A 19,768-nucleotide genomic window follows, 5' to 3' on the forward strand; every position below is an offset into this window, starting at 1 on the left:
GATTAACGTACCTTCAGCGTTGCCAGGCCAATCAGCACCAGCATCAGCGAAATAATCCAGAAACGCACAATCACGCGCGGCTCTGGCCAGCCTTTCAGTTCATAGTGGTGGTGAATCGGTGCCATACGGAAAATGCGCTGCCCGCGCAGCTTAAAGGAACCCACCTGCAAAATGACCGACAGTGTTTCCACCACAAATACGCCACCCATGATCACCAACAGGAACTCCTGGCGCAGCAGCACAGCGATAATGCCTAGCGCACCACCCAGTGCCAGCGATCCCACATCACCCATAAAGACCTGAGCCGGGTAAGTGTTAAACCACAAGAAACCCAATCCTGCGCCAACAATCGCCGTACAGACGATAACCAATTCCCCGGCGTGGCGCAGATAAGGAATATGCAGGTAGTTCGCAAAGTTCATGTTCCCGGTTGCCCAGGCCACCAGCGCAAAACCACCGGCAACAAAGACGGTGGGCATGATCGCCAGGCCATCCAGACCATCTGTCAGGTTGACCGCATTACCCGTGCCGACAATCACAAAGTAGGCCAGCGCGATGTAGAGCAAGCCCAGTTGCGGCATAACATCTTTAAAGAACGGCACCACCAGTTCGGTCGCTGGCGTATCTTTGCCAGCAAGGTACAAAGCAAAGGCCACACCCAGTGCGATGACTGACATCCAGAAATATTTCCAGCGCGCGATAAGCCCTTTCGTGTCTTTGCGCACGACTTTGCGATAGTCGTCGACAAAACCAATTACGCCGTAGCCCACCAACACAACCAGCACGCACCAGACGTACGGGTTAGACGGATAAGCCCACAACAGCACGGAAACAACGATGGCGGTGAGGATCATGATGCCGCCCATCGTGGGAGTGCCACGTTTGCTGAAGTGTGACTCCGGGCCATCGTTACGTACAACCTGGCCAAAAGAGAGTTTTTGCAGGCGGGCAATCATGCGCGGCCCCATCCACAATGAGATGAAGAGCGCGGTCAGCAGGCTGACAATGGCGCGAAACGTCAGATAAGAAAAGACGTTAAAGCCTGAATAATATTTGACCAAATGTTCGGCCAGCCACACTAACATGTCCCGTTCTCCTGTAATTCGCGAACCACCTCTTCCATGGCGGAACTACGTGAACCTTTAACCAAAATGGTCAAAATTTGTTGTTCGGCAATCAGCGTTTTTAAACGCGCCACTACTGCCGCTTTATCGTTAAAATGCTCGCCAACGCCGCTGGCGGAACTTAATGCCTGACTCAACGTTCCCACGCTCAGTACTTTGTCGATACCGACAGCTTTTGCCGCTTCACCAACCTGAATGTGGCAGGCCTTACTCTCATCACCGAGTTCAGCCATGTCACCCACCACCATCACGCGGTAGCCAGGCATTTCGGCCAGCACATGTGCTGCCGCGGTCATTGACCCGACATTGGCGTTATAAGTGTCATCCAGCAGTAACTGATTTTCGCTTAACTGCACCGGGAACAGGCGACCAGGTACGGCTTTCAGATTCGCCAGCCCTTTCTTCACCGCATCGAGACTTGCGCCAACCGCCATCGCCAGCGCGGTCGCCGCCAGTGCATTGGCAATGTTGTGGCGGCCCGGCAACGGTAGCGTGATGTCAATGCTGCCGCCCGGCGTTTGTAACGTGAATTCCGTACCGTGAGAGGTCACATGAACGTTGGTCGCGGTAAAATCACTGTTCGCCGCATTCGGCGAGAAGCGCCAGACTTTGCGTTCGCCGATGATGCTCTGCCAGTTCAGCCAATCGTTGTTATCGGCATTCATAATGGCAATGCCGTTGTCCGGCAGCCCGGTGTAAATTTCACCTTTGGCCTTTGCCACGCCCGCCAGCGAACCAAAACCTTCCAGATGCGCCGCCGCCAGGTTATTCACCAGTGCCGCTTCCGGGCGGGTCAGTCCTACGGTCCAGGCGATTTCGCCCTGGTGGTTAGCCCCCAGTTCAATCACCGCGTACTGATGCTCTTTGGTCAAACGCAACAGCGTCATCGGCACGCCGATATCGTTGTTGAGGTTCCCCGCGGTATAGAGGGTATTCCCGCATTCGCTGAGAATGGCTGCGGTCATCTCTTTTACCGAGGTCTTGCCGGAAGATCCCGTCAGTGCGACAACGCGAGCCGGAACCTGCTGGCGAACCCATGCCGCCAGTTCGCCAAACGCCTGCCGGGTATCCTTCACCACCAGTTGCGGCAGGTCAGTATCCAGTTTCCGGCTGACCAACAGCGCGCCAGCACCGCCCTCTTTGGCTTTATCAGCAAAGTCATGGGCATCAAAACGTTCACCTTTCAGCGCTACAAACAGGCAACCCGGCGTTAATTTGCGGGTATCACTGGTCACCGCATCAACGGTGACATCCTGACCGTGTAATTCTGCCTGTAGAATGTGGGCAAGCTGGCCAAGCGTTACGCTAATCATGCCACTACCCCCAGCAAACGTGCGGCCGTCACGCGGTCGGAATAATCAAGACGACGCGTACCGACAATCTGGTAATCTTCATGGCCCTTACCAGCCAGCAACACCACGTCGTTTTCTTTGGCCTGCATAATAGTGTTGGTCACCGCTTCTGCGCGACCTTCCACTACATGGGCGCGGCCTGCGTCCAGCATCCCGGCAAGAATGTCATTAATAATGGCCCGGGGCTCTTCCGTGCGCGGGTTGTCATCCGTCACCACGGGCACATCCGAAAATTGTTCCGCAATGGCGCCCATCAGTGGTCGTTTGCCTTTATCACGATCGCCGCCGCAGCCAAACACGCACCACAGTTTGCCGGTGCAGTGCAGGCGTGCCGCCTGCAGCGCTTTTTCCAGCGCATCCGGCGTATGGGCATAGTCAACGACAACCGTCGGTTTGCCCGGTGCGCTGAACACTTCCATACGCCCACAAACCGGCTGCAGTTGGGAGGCCGTTTTCAGTAAGTCATGAAGCGGATAACCCAGCGCCAACAGCGTTGCCAACGCCAGCAGCAAATTGCTGACGTTAAATGCGCCCATCAGACGGCTTTCAATTTCGCCTTCACCCCATGAGGAATCAAAGCGAATCGTGGCACCGCTGTCGTGATACTCCACCGCCACAGCTTTCAACCAACGGCCATGGCAGTTCGGGTTGATATGATCTTCCATCGATACCGCGACCGCATCCGGCAGATTCGCCAGCCAGCGGCGCCCCACTTCGTCATCGGCGTTTACGATCGCCTGACCATAGTGGTGCGAGGAAAACAGCAGCCATTTCGCCGCTTCGTACTGCGTCATATCACCGTGATAATCAAGATGATCGCGGCTTAAATTGGTAAATACGGAGGCGACAAATTTCAATGCGGCAACGCGATGCTGCACCAAACCGTGTGATGAAACTTCCATCGCCGCAAGGGTTGCCCCTTGTTGCGCAAGGCTGGCAATCACGTGCTGCACATCCACCGCAGAGCCGGTGGTATTTTCCGTTGGGCTGACTTTGCCCAACAAACCGTTACCCACGGTCCCCATCACCGCACTGGTTTCACCCAGTAACTGACTCCATTGCGCCAGCAGTTGTGTGGTGGTGGTTTTACCGTTGGTGCCGGTTACGCCAATCAGGCGTAATTGTTCAGAAGGCTCACCGTAAAAACGGCCCGCCAGCGCAGAAAGGCGCTCATTTAACTGGCTGAGATAAATGACCGGCACGCCGTGCATTTCACGAATTTCACCGTCATTTGCTTCGCCTTTCGCTTCAGCAATAATGGCAGCAACACCTTGCGCAATCGCCTGCGGGATATAACGACGCCCGTCCGCCTGATGACCGACCACCGCCACAAAGAGATCACCCGATGCAGCCACACGGCTGTCGAGCGTCATCTCCCGCAGTGCTCGCTCCGGCGCACCAGGCACCCACGGAGCGAGAAGGTCGCGCAAATTACGATCTGCCACCTGTTCCCTCGCCTTGATTAATTACAAACTCACTTTTCTCGCCCGTGGTCAGCGCATCCGGCTCAATGTTCATGGTGCGCAGAACGCCGCCCATGATGGCACCGAAGACCGGCGCAGACACGGCGCCACCGTAGTATTTACCCGCTTGCGGATCGTTAATGACCACCACCAGCGCAAAGCGCGGGCGGCTGGCTGGCGCGACGCCAGCGGTGTAAGCAATGTATTTATTGATATAGCGACCATCCGGACCGACTTTTTTGGCTGTACCGGTCTTGATAGCGATGCGATACCCTTTGATGGCTGCCTTCACCCCGCCGCCGCCTGGCAGCGCAACACTCTCCATCATATGCACCACAGTGCGCACAATGGGCTCGGCAAAGACACGTTCGCCCGGCACGGGCGGATCAACTTTGGTAATCGACAGCGGGCGATAGATGCCATAGCTGCCAATCGTTGCGTAGACACGCGCTAACTGTAACGGCGTTACCATTAGCCCGTAGCCAAAAGAGAAGGTGGCCCTCTCTATGTCAGACCACCGTTGTTTTTGAGGAAATAAGCCACTGCGTTCCCCGACCATCCCCAAATTGGTCGTTTTTCCCAGTCCAAAACGTGAGTAAGTATCTACTAACGCTGAGGAGGGCATCGCTAACGCCAGTTTTGACACACCAACGTTACTCGACTTCTGTAGTACCCCGGTGAGGGTCAATTCGCTGTAACGCGCCACGTCTTTGATTTCATGGCCGTTAATACGATAAGGCACGGTATTTAACACCGTGTTCGGGTTCACCACACCGCGCTGCAACGCGGTCATTACCACCATGGGCTTAACGGTGGAACCCGGTTCGAAGACGTCGGTGATAGCGCGGTTGCGCATGGCATCCTGCGCCGTACCGGTGAAGTTATTCGGGTTATACGAGGGGCTATTCGCCATCGCCAGCACCTCACCGGTGTTAACATCCACCAACACCGCGCTACCGGACTCTGCTTTGTTAAAAGCCACCGCGTTATTCAGTTCACGGTAGACCAGCGCCTGCAAGCGCTCATCGATGCTCAGTGCCAGGTTATGCGCAGCCTGGCTGTCCGTTGAAGAAATATCTTCGATAACGCGGCCATAGCGATCTTTACGCACAATACGTTCGCCCGGTTGCCCGGTTAACCACTTATCAAAACTTTTCTCGACCCCTTCAATCCCCTGGCCGTCAACGTTGGTAAAGCCAATGAGGTGAGCGGTTACTTCCCCGGACGGGTAGTAACGGCGAGACTCTTCCCGCAGGTGGATGCCCGGCAGCTTGAGTTTTTTGATGTAGTCGCCCAGATCCGGGTTGACCTGGCGGGCCAGATAGATAAAACGCATTTTGGGGTTGGCATTAATGCGCGCAGCAAGTTGATCGAGCGGCATGTTCAGCGCGTCGGAAAGGGCTTTCCAGCGGTTATCCAGCGTAACGCCGCCAGCATCGTGTAATTCTTTCGGATCGGCCCAAATGGCTTTTACCGGCACACTTACCGCCAGCGGACGACCGGAGCGATCGGTAATCATCCCGCGCGATGTCGCGACTTCCTGAACGCGCAGGGAACGCATGTCCCCTTCACGCACCAGCATATCCGGGTTGACGATTTGCAAATACGCGACCCGGCAAAGCAGGAATCCCAGCGCCAGTAAAATGCAACCGCAAAGCAACGCAAAACGCCAACTCACAAAGTTGGCCTGTTCTTCCTGGCGTTTCGGTTTAAGCGTCTTCGCCGCTGCTTTCATGCGTCGCGTGATTCCTTATTCGTCACTATTTCTGTACCACGATATTTTCCTGGGAGGGATCGACATGCTGCATTTGCAGCTTTTCCGTCGCGATCCGTTCAACCCGGCTGTGATCGCCAAGCGCGTTCTCTTCCAGGATCAGGTTACGCCACTCGATATCCAGCGCATCACGTTCGAGAACCATCTGCTCGCGCTGCGCGGTTAATAAGCGTGTGTGGTGAGAGGTGGTCACCACCGTCACCGCCGTCATGATGATGCAAATGAACAGACAGAGTGGCAGTTTCCCAAATCGCAAAAGATCGTCGCCGATCACGCCAGGCAAAGCATGGCGCTCGTTGCTTCCTAACGATCCTTTCATTTTGCTCAGGGTCTCTGTCACTCTGCCGATCATGCGTTCGTCCTCTCTGCAATACGCAGAACTGAACTACGGGCACGTGGGTTTTCAGCCACTTCTTCTTCACCCGGCATCAACTTTCCTAATGCTCGCAACTGACGGCCACCCAGTTTCCTGAGTTGCTCTTCGGTCATCGGCAACCCGGCAGGAACCTGCGGGCCCCGGCTTTGTTCACGCATAAAGCGTTTTACAATCCGGTCTTCCAGCGAATGGAAGCTGATAATCGAAAGCCGCCCTCCCGGGGCCAGCACGCCGAGCGAGTTTTTTAGCGCCTGCTCGATCTCCTCCAGTTCACTGTTCACCCAAATGCGCACCGCCTGGAAGGTACGGGTCGCGGGATGTTTGAACTTGTCTTTCACCGGTGTCGCCGCCGCAACCACTTCCGCCAGCTCCTTTGTGCGGGTCATCGGGTCAACGCGGTTACGCTCAGCAATGGCGCGGGCAATACGCTTGGCAAAACGCTCTTCGCCAAAGGTCTTCAACACCCAGGCAATATCGGCTTCTTCAGTGGTTTGCAGCCATTCGGCTGCGGACTGGCCACGCGTAGGATCCATACGCATATCCAGCGGCCCATCACGCATAAAAGAGAAACCGCGTTCAGGATCGTCAAGTTGCGGTGAAGAAACGCCAAGATCGAGAAGAATTCCATCGATCTTGCCAATAAGGTCACGCTCGCTGACATAATCAGCAAGCGCAGAGAAAGGTCCATGAATGATGGAGAAGCGAGGATCATCAATGGTTTGAGCTACAGCAATCGCCTGCGGATCGCGATCGATCGCCAGCAAGCGTCCTGCCGCTCCCAGACGGGAGAGGATCAGGCGCGAGTGACCACCGCGACCAAAAGTGCCATCGATGTAAATGCCATCCGGACGAATATTCAGGCCATTAACGGCCTCATCCAGCAGCACCGTCGTGTGTTTAAAATTTTCCATCATCTTTACAGAGACAAATCCTGCAATCGATCCGAAAGCGCTTCGGAACCCGATTGCTCAGCGTCGATATCTTCCTTGACCTGTTGATACCAGGTCGTTTCGTCCCACAGCTCAAATTTATTGAACTGCCCGACCAGCATCACTTCTTTGGTCAGCCCGGCGTGTTGTCGCAAAACAGGTGCGATCAATAAACGCCCAGCGCTATCCATCTGGCACTCGCTGGCGTGTCCCAGCAATAAACGTTGTACGCGCCGCTCAAGCGGATTCATGCTCGACAGACGCGACAATTTTTGCTCGATAATTTCCCATTCGGGCAGAGGGTAAAGCAGCAGGCATGCGTGACGGATGTCAATGGTACACACCATCTGACCGGAAGCATTCTCCTGCAGCAAATCCCGATAACGGGTCGGAACGGATAACCGCCCTTTGCTGTCGAGATTGACTAACGTCGCGCCACGGAACATGTCCGGTTCACCCCCAGGTGATCTTTTTCACCACTTTATCCCACAAAATCCCACCAAGGGAGTTTACGGAGCGGAGGAAAAGCTTGTCAAGCCAGCGCAAAGGCTAACCAGAGCAAAAGATCCCTTATTCGCAGTGAATATCTGCGTTGGTGAATTACTGCTCAGCTTACGAGGCAAATTAACGTCATGAATATTTGCAAGAAAAAAAACAGAATATGCGCACCGGCGTTTAAAACCATTCAATTTCTGCGCGCGAAATATAAAGTGTCAGTTTGCGACGCGGGCGGCATTTTAAGACATATTGACGCACCTGAACAGTGCCAGTTACGTGCGGCTGCACTTAGCGTGGCGGCAGATGAGAGATGGTAAAATCTGTCTGCCAGAAGCGGTTGTTAATTCGGCAATTGCGCTCTTTTTTCAGATGTAACAATTTAATACAGAAATCATGTTCAGTTACTTCTCAATAACACATAAAAATTGGATTTAAAGAAACAACCTGAATAAATAAAAAGCCACCTGATAAAAAATAAGGATTTATCTTAGGAAGATGAAAAGCAATAAAATGATTAAAGACAGTCACCAAAACAAAAAAGGCAGCTGCCGCTGCCTTTAATGTCGATGATTAAACGCGACTTAATATCCCGCGACGGTAGAGATTGCGGCGGATGCGGCTCAGACCTGCTTTCGGTTTGCGCGGCTCGTCGAGGCTTGCCAGCACAATTTCCAGTACACGCTCAGCCACATCACGATGACGCTGCGCAACAGCAAGCACCGGGCATTGCAGGAAATCCAGCAGTTCGTGATCGCCAAAGGTCGCAATGGCTAAATCAGACGGCAGTTTACCGTCGCGGCGTAAGGTCACATCCAGCACGCCCTGCAATAACGCAAACGAAGTGATAAACAGCGCTTGTGGCATCGGGTTCGTTTCCAGCCATTTTTCGAACAACTGAGCCGCGGCTTCCCGCTCGTAGCTATTAGCGTAGAGATACTGCACCTCGCGCGGATCGTCTTTCCAGGCGGTGCGGAACCCTTGCTCACGCAGGAAGCTGACCGACAGCTCGGGTAGCGCGCCCATGTACAGCACGCGTTCAGCCGGGAATTTGCGCAGTTCTGCCGCCAGCATTTCTGAATCGTCCTGATCGGCACCTACCACGCTGGTGAAGTGTTCACGATCCAGCGCACGATCCAGTGCGACAATGGGGAAAGAGTCATTTGCCCAGCGCTGATAGAAAGGATGCTCCGGCGGCAGCGAAGTGGAAACGATGATCGCATCCACCTGGCGCTGCAGGAGATGTTCAATACAGCGCATTTCGTTATCAGGTTGATCTTCCGAACAGGCAATCAGCAACTGATAACCACGCTGACGGGCCTGCCGTTCCAGATAGTTAGCAATACGGGTGTAACTCGTATTTTCGAGATCGGGGATAACCAGCCCAATAGAGCGAGTACGTCCTGCTCGCAACCCAGCCGCTACCGCATTCGGGTGGTAGTTATGCTCACGAACGACGGCCATGACTTTTTCAACGGTTTTGTCGCTGACACGATATTGCTTCGCCTTACCATTGATGACGTAGCTTGCCGTGGTTCGTGAGACGCCAGCTAGCCGGGCGATTTCATCCAGTTTCACAATTTCCCCTTAAAATAGTGCACTCCATAACCTTTTTAGGGATATAGGCTAATTTCCATAACATCTAAGCGCAGAATAGGCACTGCGGCAACCGCTTTCGTCTCTGGTTCCATCTGATTTCGCAAAAAAAAGGCCCGACACCGGATGTCAGGCCTTTAAATGCTGAAGGCTAATCACGCTTAACGCATGATTTTATCACCGCGTGACAACCCCACCACGCCGGAGCGTGCAACCTCAACGATTTTTGCCACGTCACGAATGGTCGCTAAAAATGCGTCCAGCTTATCGCTGGTGCCGGCAAGCTGAACCGTATAAATAGAAGGCGTAACATCAATGATCTGACCGCGAAAGATCTCTGCATTGCGCTTCACTTCTTCGCGCCCGTAGCCGCTGGCCTGGATCTTCACCAGCATGATCTCACGCTCAACGTAAGCCCCCTGCCCCAGCTCATTCACACGCAGGACATCGACCAGTTTATGCAGTTGCTTTTCAATTTGTTCCAGCACTTTCTGATCGCCGACGGTCTGGATCGTCATGCGCGACAATGTGGGATCGTCCGTGGGCGCAACCGTCAGGCTTTCAATGTTATAGCCACGCTGTGAGAACAGACCAATCACGCGCGATAACGCACCTGACTCATTTTCCAGTAAGACAGACAGTATCCGCCGCATAATCAGGTCCTCTCCGTTTTGCTTAACCACATCTCATCCATGCCGCCACCGCGGATCTGCATCGGATAAACGTGTTCACTACCGTCAACGGTAACATCAACAAATACCAGGCGATTATTCTTCACCTGCTCCAGCGCCTGCGCGAGCTTCTGTTCCAGCTCTTCCGGACGCGTAATATTGATACCTACGTGACCATACGCTTCCGCCAGGCGAGCAAAATCCGGGAGCGACTGCATGTAAGATTGCGAATGGCGACCAGAATAGATCATATCCTGCCACTGCTTCACCATCCCCAGGTAACGGTTGTTGAGATTCAGCACCAGCACCGGCAACTCATATTGCAGCGCCGTAGAAAGCTCCTGAATATTCATCTGGATGCTGCCGTCCCCGGTGACACAGATGACCATCTCATCCGGGAAGGCCATTTTTACGCCAAGCGCCGCAGGCAAACCAAAGCCCATAGTGCCCAGCCCCCCCGAATTGATCCAGCGCCGCGGCTTATCAAAGCGATAATAGAGCGCCGCAAACATCTGGTGTTGCCCGACATCGGACGTGACATACGCATCGCCATGAGTTAAACGCCAGATGGTTTCGATCACCGCCTGCGGTTTGATACTCTCACTTTGCGTGTCATATTTCAGGCACTGTCGCGCACGCCACTGATCGATGCGCAGCCACCAGTCGCGAATATCATCTGGCGATTGCGGATAGGTCTCTTGTTCCAGCAACTCCAGCATTTGCTCCAGCACCAGCCGCGCATCCCCCACGATAGGCACATCCGCCTGCACCGTTTTAGAAATAGAGGTAGGATCGATATCGATATGCAGCACTGTGGCTTCCGGGCAATATTTTGCCAGGTTGTTGGTTGTGCGATCGTCAAAACGTACGCCCACCGCAAAAATAACGTCGGCGTTGTGCATGGTCATGTTAGCTTCATAGGTGCCATGCATACCCAGCATGCCAAGCGACTGACGGTGCGACGCCGGGAAAGCGCCCAACCCCATCAAAGACGATACCACCGGTAAATTGAGCTTTTCCGCAAGCTGGCGCAGCTGAGTTTCACAGGCGGAATTAATCGCGCCACCACCAACATAGATAACCGGCTTTTTAGCTGCGCTCAGCGTTTGTAAGGCGCGTTTGATTTGCCCTTTATGCCCCTGCGTAGTGGGGTTGTAGGAACGCATGCTGACCGACTCCGGCCAGACATAAGGCAGCTTGTTAGCCGGATTCATGATGTCTTTCGGCAAATCGACGACCACCGGCCCCGGCCGGCCACTGGCCGCCAACCAGAACGCTTTCTTTAATACTCCGGGGATGTCTTCGGTTTGCTTAACCAGGAAACTGTGTTTCACTACCGGGCGGGAAATCCCCACCATGTCGCACTCCTGAAAAGCATCATAGCCAATCAAAGAGGTCGCCACCTGCCCGGACAGCACCACCAATGGAATCGAATCCATATACGCCGTGGCAATACCGGTGATAGCGTTTGTCGCCCCCGGACCGGAAGTCACCAGCACCACACCGACTTCCCCCGTGGCTCGCGCCAGTCCGTCAGCCATGTGTACTGCAGCCTGTTCATGGCGTACTAATACATGTTCTATACCGCCAATAGTATGCAGGGCATCGTAGATATCGAGGACCGCGCCTCCGGGATAACCGAACACCTTCTTGACGCCTTGATCGATAAGCGATCGGACGACCATCTCGGCTCCAGACAACATCTCCATGGTTTGCCTCCAGGCTTTCGTTTGTCGATTGACAGCGAAAATCATTTCCGCACTGTCGCACTGTACAGAACAGGAAGTCCCTGCCTTCTGATTATGAATGGCAGTTACCATAACCGCTCAAAATCTGGCAAGCAATCAGCAAACCGTCGCCGCCCACCCGCCGGAAAAGAGGAAAAACGAAGTCCACAAACAAGAATTGGTGGAAACCTCTGTGATAAGCAAAGACGATGACCATTCATCATCCGAACCGCAGCATGTTCAGTAATTCATGCATTTTTAACGCGAACACCGACGCCACTACAGACGAAAATCAGGACAAAATACTGGCAGTGAAAATCAAGGCAGAATAAACCAGGCGTTTAAAGCCTGGTTTATTGAAGGCATGTCAGCGGCGGCAGACAGAGACGAGCACCTCTTCCATCCACTGATGGCCTTTGTCACGCCCCGCCGCTTCGTGCCAGGAGAGGTAGCACGTTCGGCTTTTCAGCCGAAGAGGCAACGGAAGCGCCTGTAATTCCAGACTCGCAGCAAATTCATCCACGAGCCAACGCGGCGCAATGGCCACCAGGTGGGTTTGTGAAACCACGTTTAACACGCTGGTCAGCGCCATCCCTTGATAAGCAATGCGGCTTTGCTTTTCGGGCGTGTCATACCAGGGCTGGCTAAAAGAAGCATAGCGTTCGAGGGAAACAACGGCGTGCTGCTCATTAAAAACGTCCGCTTCTGTGATGATTGCATCAATTCGCGGATGCTTTTTACTGACAACCAGCACCATGTCATCTTTAAAAAGCGGTACACAGGAAAACTCCGGGCGACGAAATTCTTCGTAGCCGACCACAAATTCAACTTCCTGGTAACGCAATTGATGTTCAGTATTGTGATTAAGCGCAGACTTGAACACTAAATGAATATTGGGGGCGAGTTTCTGAACATTTTTGTAAATTATGGATGTTAAAAAATTATCAAGCGGACTGCAGACACAAAGATTAAACACGCGTTCGCTGGTCACCGGTTCAAAACCGGAGCCTGGTAACTCATTTTGCACCAATTGCAAGGCCTGTCGAATGGAGCCAAAAAGCTGAAATGCGCGTGTAGTCGGCTGGATCCCCCGTCCATAACGAACAAAGAGCTCGTCATTAAACATCAACTTAAGCCGTGCAACGGCATTACTCACCGCAGGTTGTGACATACCGAGCGAATGCGCTGCCCGGGTGATGTTTTGTTCTTGCATCACCGCGTCAAAGACGGTGAGTAAATTCAGATCAACGGAACGTAACTGTGGCTTACCTACCTCACTAATCTTATGGTTATCAACGACTTTCCCTGGAGTGTTGCATGCTGTCGTCATGATAAGCTCCCTTCGCTTGTATAATAATAATATTCAGGAAGATGATTTATCATGCATATAGCATTATTAGAAGTGAGCCACAGCAAATTAGGATTATATAAAGCCCGATAGCTAAGTGCACAAAACAAATAAAAAAAAGCAACAGCAATATTATCTATTCCGAATGCGAATTAATACCTCTGAATTATAAAAGCAACGTAACTATCATCATAAAATAATTGACAACGCTATCGCTTATGTCCAATAAAATTAATGCTCATTTTATTGAGTACACTTAAGTTAAACAACTATTATGACGCACGCCACCATTTCATCTCAGGAAGTCCTGTTTCCGCGGCTCCGTGGATCATGTCAATCCGATAATGACAATAAAACTGGCCTTAACATACAACCAGTAATTTTGTTTTTCTTTTTTCACGCAGAATAATTGACTAACCAGCCATAAAATAATCCGAGTCAACCAAGGGCCATTTTTAGCGGCAAGGGTTGACATTGTTCGGCGTATCCAGTACCACTAAAAGCATATCGCATTCATCTGGAGCATGATTCATGATTCGCAACGTCGGTTTCGCTGGTCTACTACTACTAAACGCATCTCTCGTGCGCGGTAGACCGGTGGGCGATATTCAGAGTTGAATCGTCTTCCAGTTTAAGACTAAGAACCCGCGCCTTGGCGCGGGTTTTTTTATGCTCGTAGCGAGGCGACCTAAGAGAAAAAGGACCTAAACCATGAGCCAGCAAGTCGTTATTTTCGATACCACATTACGCGATGGCGAACAGGCGTTACAGGCAAGCCTGAGCGTGAAAGAGAAGCTGCAAATCGCCCTGGCGCTGGAACGTATGGGTGTCGATGTGATGGAAGTCGGTTTCCCGGTTTCGTCCCCGGGTGATTTTGAATCCGTACAGACTATTGCGCGCCAGGTGAAAAATAGCCGGGTTTGCGCCCTCGCCCGCTGCGTAGAAAAAGATATCGATGTCGCAGCAGAATCGTTAAAAGTGGCGGAAGCATTTCGTATACACACGTTTATCGCCACCTCCCCCATGCACATCGCCACCAAGTTGCGCAGCACGCTGGATGAAGTCATTGAACGTGCAATCTATATGGTAAAACGTGCGCGCAATTATACCGACGATGTTGAATTCTCCTGTGAAGATGCAGGCCGTACACCGATTGACGATCTGGCGCGCGTTGTGGAAGCGGCGATCAACGCAGGGGCAAAAACCATCAATATTCCGGATACCGTCGGTTACACCATGCCCTTTGAATTCGCCAACATCATCTCCGGCCTGTATGAACGCGTGCCTAATATTGATAAAGCGATTATCTCCGTTCACACCCACGATGACTTAGGTTTAGCAGTGGGCAACGCCATCGCGGCAGTGCATGCGGGAGCACGCCAGGTAGAAGGCGCAATGAACGGTATCGGCGAACGTGCCGGTAACTGTTCACTGGAAGAAGTGATCATGGCGATTAAAGTGCGCAAAGACATTATGAACGTGCACACCCGTATTAATCACCATGAAATCTGGCGCACCAGCCAGACGGTTAGTCAAATCTGCAACATGCCGATCCCGGCGAACAAAGCGATTGTCGGTACCGGCGCTTTCGCCCACTCTTCCGGCATTCACCAGGATGGCGTGCTGAAAAACCGTGAAAACTACGAAATCATGACCCCGGAATCCATCGGTCTGAACCAGGTACAGCTGAACCTGACCTCCCGTTCAGGTCGCGCGGCAGTAAAACACCGTATGGAAGAGATGGGCTACAAAGAAGCCGATTACAATCTGGATAACCTGTACGACGCCTTCCTGAAACTGGCGGATAAAAAAGGCCAGGTCTTTGATTACGATCTGGAAGCTCTGGCGTTCATTAACAAGCAGCAGGAAGAGCCAGAACATTTCCGTCTGGACTATTTCAACGTGCAGTCTGGTTCCAACGATATCGCCACCGCCTCGGTGAAACTGGCCTGTGGAGACGAAATCAAAACAGAAGCTGCCAACGGTAACGGTCCGGTCGATGCTCTCTATCAGGCCATTAACCGTGTCACCGAATACGACATTGAGCTGGTGAAATACGGCTTGAGCGCCAAAGGCCACGGCAAAGACGCACTGGGCCAGGTGGATATCGTGGTGAATTATAACGGCCGTCGTTTCCATGGCGTCGGTCTGGCGACCGACATTGTTGAATCCTCCGCCAAGGCCATGGTGCACGTGCTGAACAGCATCTGGCGTGCTGCGGAAGTTGAACAAGAATTGCAACGCAAAGCTCAGAACAAAGAGAACAACAAGGAAACCGTGTGATGTCGAAGAATTACCATATTGCTGTGTTGCCGGGCGATGGCATTGGCCCGGAAGTCATGGCGCAAGCCCTGAAAGTACTGGAAGCCGTGCGTAACCGTTTTGGCCTGCACATTACCACCAGCCATTATGACGTTGGCGGCATCGCGATTGATCGCCACGGGAACCCGTTGCCACAGGCAACGGTTGTAGGCTGCGAGCAGGCTGATGCTATTCTGTTCGGCTCTGTTGGCGGTCCGAAATGGGAAAACCTGCCCCCGGCGCAGCAGCCGGAACGCGGCGCGCTGCTGCCGTTGCGTAAGCACTTTAAATTGTTCAGCAACCTGCGTCCGGCCAAACTGTACCAGGGTCTGGAAGCATTCTGCCCGCTGCGCGAAGACATCGCAGCAAATGGCTTCGACATTCTGTGCGTGCGCGAATTAACCGGCGGTATCTACTTCGGTCAGCCAAAAGGGCGCGAAGGAACAGGCCAGCACGAAAAAGCGTTTGATACCGAGGTGTATCACCGTTTTGAGATCGAGCGTATCGCGCGTATCGCCTTTGAATCCGCACGCAAGCGCCGTAAAAAAGTGCACTCTATCGACAAAGCCAACGTCCTGCAGACATCATTGTTATGGCGCGAAATCGTCAACGAAATCGCAACGGAATACCCGGATGTTGAACTGGCTCATATGTATATCGACAACGCGACCATGCAGTTGATTAAAGATCCGTCCCAGTTCGATGTGCTGCTGTGTTCAAACCTGTTTGGCGACATTCTGTCTGATGAATGCGCCATGATCACGGGCTCCATGGGTATGCTGCCTTCGGCCAGTCTGAACGAACAAGGATTTGGTCTGTATGAACCGGCTGGTGGCTCAGCGCCGGATATCGCCGGTAAAAATATCGCTAACCCGATTGCACAGATCCTGTCGCTGGCGCTGTTACTGCGCTACAGCCTGGACGCTGACGATGCGGCTTCCGCCATCGAAAGCGCCATCAACCGTGCTTTAGAAGAAGGTGTACGCACTGGCGATTTAGCCCGCGGCGCTGCCGCCGTTAGTACCGATGAGATGGGTGACATCATCGCCCGCTATGTCACTGAAGGGGTATGATCATGGCCAAGAGCTTGTATGAAAAACTGTTTGACGCCCATGTGGTCTATGAAGCGCCAAATGAAACCCCGCTGTTGTATATCGACAGACATCTGGTGCATGAAGTGACGTCACCGCAGGCTTTTGATGGCTTGCGCGCTCATCATCGTCCGGTTCGTCAGCCGGGTAAAACCTTTGCTACCATGGATCACAACGTCTCCACGCAGACCAAAGACATCAACGCCTCAGGCGAGATGGCGCGCATCCAGATGCAAGAGCTGATCAAAAACTGTAACGAGTTCGGCGTTGAGCTGTATGACCTGAACCATCCTTATCAGGGCATCGTCCATGTGATGGGGCCGGAACAGGGCATTACCCTGCCGGGCATGACCATTGTGTGTGGCGACTCTCATACCGCAACGCACGGCGCATTTGGCGCGCTGGCCTTCGGCATCGGGACCTCTGAAGTTGAACACGTACTGGCAACGCAAACCCTGAAACAGGGTCGTGCGAAGACCATGAAAATCGAAGTGAAAGGCAAAGCCGCGCCGGGTATCACCGCGAAAGATATCGTGCTGGCGATTATCGGTAAAACTGGCAGCGCAGGTGGTACAGGGCATGTGGTGGAGTTCTGCGGCGAGGCGATCCGCGCCCTGAGCATGGAAGGCCGTATGACACTGTGCAACATGGCCATTGAGATGGGCGCAAAAGCAGGTCTGGTCGCCCCGGATGAAACCACGTTCAACTATGTGAAGGGCCGTCTGCACGCGCCGAAGGGCAAAGATTTTGACGACGCCATCGCGTACTGGAAGACCCTGAAAACCGATGAAGACGCGGTCTTCGACACCGTGGTAACACTGCAGGCGGAAGAGATTGCGCCGCAAGTGACCTGGGGCACTAACCCAGGTCAGGTTATCTCCGTCACCGACAAAATTCCCGATCCGGCTTCCTTTGCCGATCCGGTAGAGCGCGCCTCGGCGGAAAAAGCGCTGGCCTATATGGGCCTCAAACCCGGCGTTCCGCTGACCGACGTGGCGATCGATAAAGTCTTTATCGGCTCCTGCACCAACTCACGTATTGAAGATTTGCGGGCAGCGGCAGAAATCGCCAAAGGGCGCAAAGTCGCACCGGGCGTACAGGCCCTTGTGGTTCCAGGCTCCGGCCCGGTGAAAGCGCAGGCAGAAGCCGAAGGCCTGGATAAGATTTTTATCGAAGCCGGTTTTGAATGGCGTTTGCCGGGCTGCTCTATGTGCCTGGCAATGAACAATGACCGCCTGAACCCAGGCGAGCGTTGTGCATCCACCAGTAACCGTAACTTTGAAGGCCGCCAGGGCCGCGGCGGGCGCACGCACCTGGTGAGCCCGGCCATGGCGGCTGCCGCCGCAGTTACCGGCCATTTCGCTGATATTCGCAGCCTGCAGCAATAAGGAGACCACCATGGCAGAGAAATTTACCCAACATACCGGTCTGGTTGTTCCGCTGGATGCCGCTAACGTCGATACCGACGCCATTATCCCGAAGCAGTTTTTGCAGAAGGTCACCCGTACAGGATTTGGCGCGCATCTGTTCAACGACTGGCGTTTTCTCGATGATCAGGGCCAGCAGCCGAACCCGGAGTTCGTGCTGAATTTTCCGCAATACAAAGGCGCATCGATTTTACTGGCGCGCGAAAACTTTGGTTGCGGCTCCTCACGTGAACACGCACCGTGGGCGCTAACCGACTACGGTTTCAAGGTGGTTATCGCCCCGAGCTTTGCCGACATATTCTATGGCAATAGCTTCAACAACCAGTTGCTGCCGGTTACGCTGAGCGATGAAGAGGTGGATACCTTGTTCAAACTGGTGCAAAGCAACCCGGGCATTACGTTTGAGGTTGACCTGGAAGCGCAGGTGGTAAAAGCAGGCGACAAGTCTTACAGCTTCACGCTTGACGCCTTCCGTCGCCACTGCATGCTGAACGGTCTGGACAGCATCGGCCTGACGTTGCAGCATGAAGACGCTATTGCCGCATACGAAAACAAACAGCCAGCTTTTATGGGCTAAATGAACCGCCATCCGGTGTAATGCCGGGTGGCGTTTTGCTCGATACGCAGGTCTGCCAGCCACTCACACATCTTTGACCCGACTGGTGAGCAGCAACGCCGCCACTGAAATCGCTGCAATCCCTGCATACACCGAGCCATGACCAAAACGTTGCGCCAGCGCGCCCTGGATAACGCCCGCCAGGATAACACCGGTTGAGATGCTGTTGGTGAATAACGTCGTTGCCGCACCTGCGCGCCCCGGCATCAGATCCTGAAACCACAACATACCAATCCCGGCAACAATGCCAATAAACACCGCGTTAAACAGTTGCAATACCAACAATGCCGTCTGGCTATGAAAAAACAGTAATCCCATATAGAACAGCACGCCCGCCGCGACCGCAGTCACCATCATGCGCCGCTTGCCCACGCGTTTAACCACATAACCCGCCAGGATCATCGCCGGGATCTCCAGCCCAGCCGCCGTTCCCATCAGGATCCCGGCCAGCTTGTCCGGCAGACCAAGCTCAAGGCTTATCCACAGCGGCATATCAATAATGTACATGGTATTGCAGGTCCACATCAGCGTGGAGGCGATAAACAACATGCGTACGTTTTTATCACGCCAGCCCCCTACCTGCGTTACCGCCACGTCGGCTGGCTGCGCAATACGCGTGACCGAAGGCAACCAGAAAGCAATTAACACCAGGCTAATCACAAATAGCCCGGCAGCAATGGTGAACATGGCGGTAAAGCCGTAATTTAACGCCAGCATAAACGCCAGCGGCGGGCCGATGACCCAGGCCAGGGAAAGTTGCGCACGCATGACCGAGCTGAACATCACCACTTCCTGCGCGGAACTGTCTGCGTACTCACGGGCCAGCGCAAAAAGCTGCGGCATGGCGGTATTAGCCAGTGAGGCCAGCAATACACCGCAGGTAATTAATGTCAGATAATGGCGGTTAAACGCGAAGAGCAATGCATTGCCAACCGCCATCAGGCAGCAAAAGAGGATCAATTTCCGGCGATCACCCTGGCTGTCGGAGCGCTTTGCCAGCCAGAGGCTCACCAGGATCCCGGCAATCGCATTGACGGTATAAAAGAGTCCAACCCAGAAAGGCTCCGCACCCACTTCGCGGCTTAGAAACAGGCTGAGCGTCGGTGCCTGCACAGCCCCGGCAACTCCCATCATAAATGCGACGATCATAAAAGCGACATACACACCGTTCAGGCGGCGTCCCATCGTCATCAACCAGAGCATGAGCAATTCCTTGTCAAAGGCGAAAAAAGCGTTGAAATAATAAATGAAAAAAGCCAGCAAAAAAGATTTTGCTGGCGCAGGTGATTAGCACCTAATACTCAGTCACACATGATGGCCGCGAATCAGCCTTTCCGGATCGGCGTTGTCACGTCCCACTGCATCAATTCTTCCAGCATTTTCAGGCGCAGCCTTGCGCTCTGACAGGCGAGCCAGCATGCATCCTGCGTGGCGAGAAAATAGTCCAGATAAAATCGCCGTGTGGATGATCCTTTCAT

General features: G+C 53.4%; 18 protein-coding genes. 5 read left to right on the forward strand and 13 right to left on the reverse strand.

The features are described from left to right. Nucleotides 1–2 precede the first annotated feature (2 nt). The 11 genes from mraY to leuO form a co-directional block, all read right to left on the reverse strand. The gene (mraY, locus tag O9K67_RS20685) at nucleotides 3–1,085 is read right to left on the reverse strand and encodes a phospho-N-acetylmuramoyl-pentapeptide-transferase (RefSeq protein WP_061497707.1); all 1,083 of its coding nucleotides are present in this window, start codon (nucleotides 1,083–1,085) and stop codon (nucleotides 3–5) included. Continuing rightward, nucleotides 1,079–2,437: a UDP-N-acetylmuramoyl-tripeptide--D-alanyl-D-alanine ligase gene (gene murF, locus O9K67_RS20690; RefSeq protein WP_061497709.1), complete on the reverse strand. Its 1,359-nt coding sequence runs from the start codon at nucleotides 2,435–2,437 to the stop codon at nucleotides 1,079–1,081. The genes mraY and murF overlap by 7 nt, the downstream gene beginning before the upstream one ends. Further along, nucleotides 2,434–3,921: a UDP-N-acetylmuramoyl-L-alanyl-D-glutamate--2,6-diaminopimelate ligase gene (gene murE, locus O9K67_RS20695; protein WP_061497711.1), complete on the reverse strand. Its 1,488-nt coding sequence runs from the start codon at nucleotides 3,919–3,921 to the stop codon at nucleotides 2,434–2,436. Before murE ends, murF begins: the two co-directional genes overlap by 4 nt. Then, nucleotides 3,908–5,674 carry a peptidoglycan glycosyltransferase FtsI gene (locus O9K67_RS20700; protein ID WP_061497713.1) on the reverse strand — a complete coding sequence of 589 codons (1,767 nt, stop codon included), beginning with the start codon at nucleotides 5,672–5,674 and terminating at the stop codon, nucleotides 3,908–3,910. Before O9K67_RS20700 ends, murE begins: the two co-directional genes overlap by 14 nt. 25 nt (nucleotides 5,675–5,699) lie before the next feature. Beyond that, on the reverse strand, nucleotides 5,700–6,065 hold the full coding sequence (gene ftsL / locus O9K67_RS20705) for a cell division protein FtsL (RefSeq protein ID WP_061497715.1): 366 nt from the start codon (nucleotides 6,063–6,065) through the stop codon (nucleotides 5,700–5,702). Continuing rightward, nucleotides 6,062–7,003, reverse strand: coding sequence for a 16S rRNA (cytosine(1402)-N(4))-methyltransferase RsmH (rsmH, locus tag O9K67_RS20710; RefSeq protein WP_061497717.1), 942 nt, complete (start codon nucleotides 7,001–7,003; stop codon nucleotides 6,062–6,064). The genes ftsL and rsmH overlap by 4 nt, the downstream gene beginning before the upstream one ends. Nucleotides 7,004–7,005: 2 nt before the next feature. Beyond that, entirely contained in the window at nucleotides 7,006–7,464 is a 459-nt protein-coding gene (gene mraZ, locus O9K67_RS20715; protein ID WP_061497719.1) for a division/cell wall cluster transcriptional repressor MraZ, read from the reverse strand. Between the two features lie 622 nt (nucleotides 7,465–8,086). After that, a complete protein-coding gene (gene cra / locus O9K67_RS20720; protein ID WP_061497721.1) occupies nucleotides 8,087–9,091 on the reverse strand; it encodes a catabolite repressor/activator in 1,005 nt (334 codons plus the stop codon). A gap of 179 nt (nucleotides 9,092–9,270) precedes the next feature. Then, nucleotides 9,271–9,762, reverse strand: coding sequence for an acetolactate synthase small subunit (ilvN, locus tag O9K67_RS20725; protein WP_007373137.1), 492 nt, complete (start codon nucleotides 9,760–9,762; stop codon nucleotides 9,271–9,273). 2 nt (nucleotides 9,763–9,764) lie between these two features. Further along, a complete protein-coding gene (gene ilvI, locus O9K67_RS20730; protein WP_061497723.1) occupies nucleotides 9,765–11,489 on the reverse strand; it encodes an acetolactate synthase 3 large subunit in 1,725 nt (574 codons plus the stop codon). 385 nt (nucleotides 11,490–11,874) lie between these two features. Further along, nucleotides 11,875–12,837 carry a transcriptional regulator LeuO gene (leuO, locus tag O9K67_RS20735; protein ID WP_061497724.1) on the reverse strand — a complete coding sequence of 321 codons (963 nt, stop codon included), beginning with the start codon at nucleotides 12,835–12,837 and terminating at the stop codon, nucleotides 11,875–11,877. A 549-nt stretch (nucleotides 12,838–13,386) separates the two neighbouring features. Between leuO and leuL the strand changes: the two genes are divergently transcribed. The 5 genes from leuL to leuD all read left to right on the forward strand — a co-directional run bounded on the left by leuL (nucleotide 13,387) and on the right by leuD (nucleotide 18,251). After that, entirely contained in the window at nucleotides 13,387–13,473 is an 87-nt protein-coding gene (leuL, locus tag O9K67_RS24785) for a leu operon leader peptide (RefSeq protein WP_134319006.1), read from the forward strand. Nucleotides 13,474–13,566: 93 nt separating this feature from the next. After that, a complete protein-coding gene (gene leuA, locus O9K67_RS20740) occupies nucleotides 13,567–15,138 on the forward strand; it encodes a 2-isopropylmalate synthase (protein WP_061497726.1) in 1,572 nt (523 codons plus the stop codon). Next, a complete protein-coding gene (leuB, locus tag O9K67_RS20745) occupies nucleotides 15,138–16,229 on the forward strand; it encodes a 3-isopropylmalate dehydrogenase (protein WP_061497727.1) in 1,092 nt (363 codons plus the stop codon). Before leuA ends, leuB begins: the two co-directional genes overlap by 1 nt. Before the next feature lie 2 nt (nucleotides 16,230–16,231). Further along, a complete protein-coding gene (gene leuC / locus O9K67_RS20750) occupies nucleotides 16,232–17,635 on the forward strand; it encodes a 3-isopropylmalate dehydratase large subunit (RefSeq protein WP_061497728.1) in 1,404 nt (467 codons plus the stop codon). 10 nt (nucleotides 17,636–17,645) lie between these two features. After that, nucleotides 17,646–18,251 (forward strand): 3-isopropylmalate dehydratase small subunit, encoded by a 606-nt coding sequence (gene leuD, locus O9K67_RS20755; RefSeq protein ID WP_061497729.1) that lies wholly within the window; start codon nucleotides 17,646–17,648, stop codon nucleotides 18,249–18,251. 63 nt (nucleotides 18,252–18,314) lie between these two features. Here leuD and O9K67_RS20760 read toward each other — a convergent pair whose 3' ends face one another. Together O9K67_RS20760 and sgrT are read right to left on the reverse strand one after the other, a co-directional pair. After that, entirely contained in the window at nucleotides 18,315–19,493 is a 1,179-nt protein-coding gene (locus O9K67_RS20760; RefSeq protein WP_061497730.1) for a sugar efflux transporter, read from the reverse strand. 122 nt (nucleotides 19,494–19,615) lie between these two features. Continuing rightward, a complete protein-coding gene (sgrT, locus tag O9K67_RS20765; RefSeq protein ID WP_071890731.1) occupies nucleotides 19,616–19,768 on the reverse strand; it encodes a glucose uptake inhibitor SgrT in 153 nt (50 codons plus the stop codon).

It is taken from the genome of Kosakonia oryzendophytica, from assembly GCF_027886705.1.
In the GTDB taxonomy this organism is placed as follows: domain Bacteria; phylum Pseudomonadota; class Gammaproteobacteria; order Enterobacterales; family Enterobacteriaceae; genus Kosakonia; species Kosakonia oryzendophytica.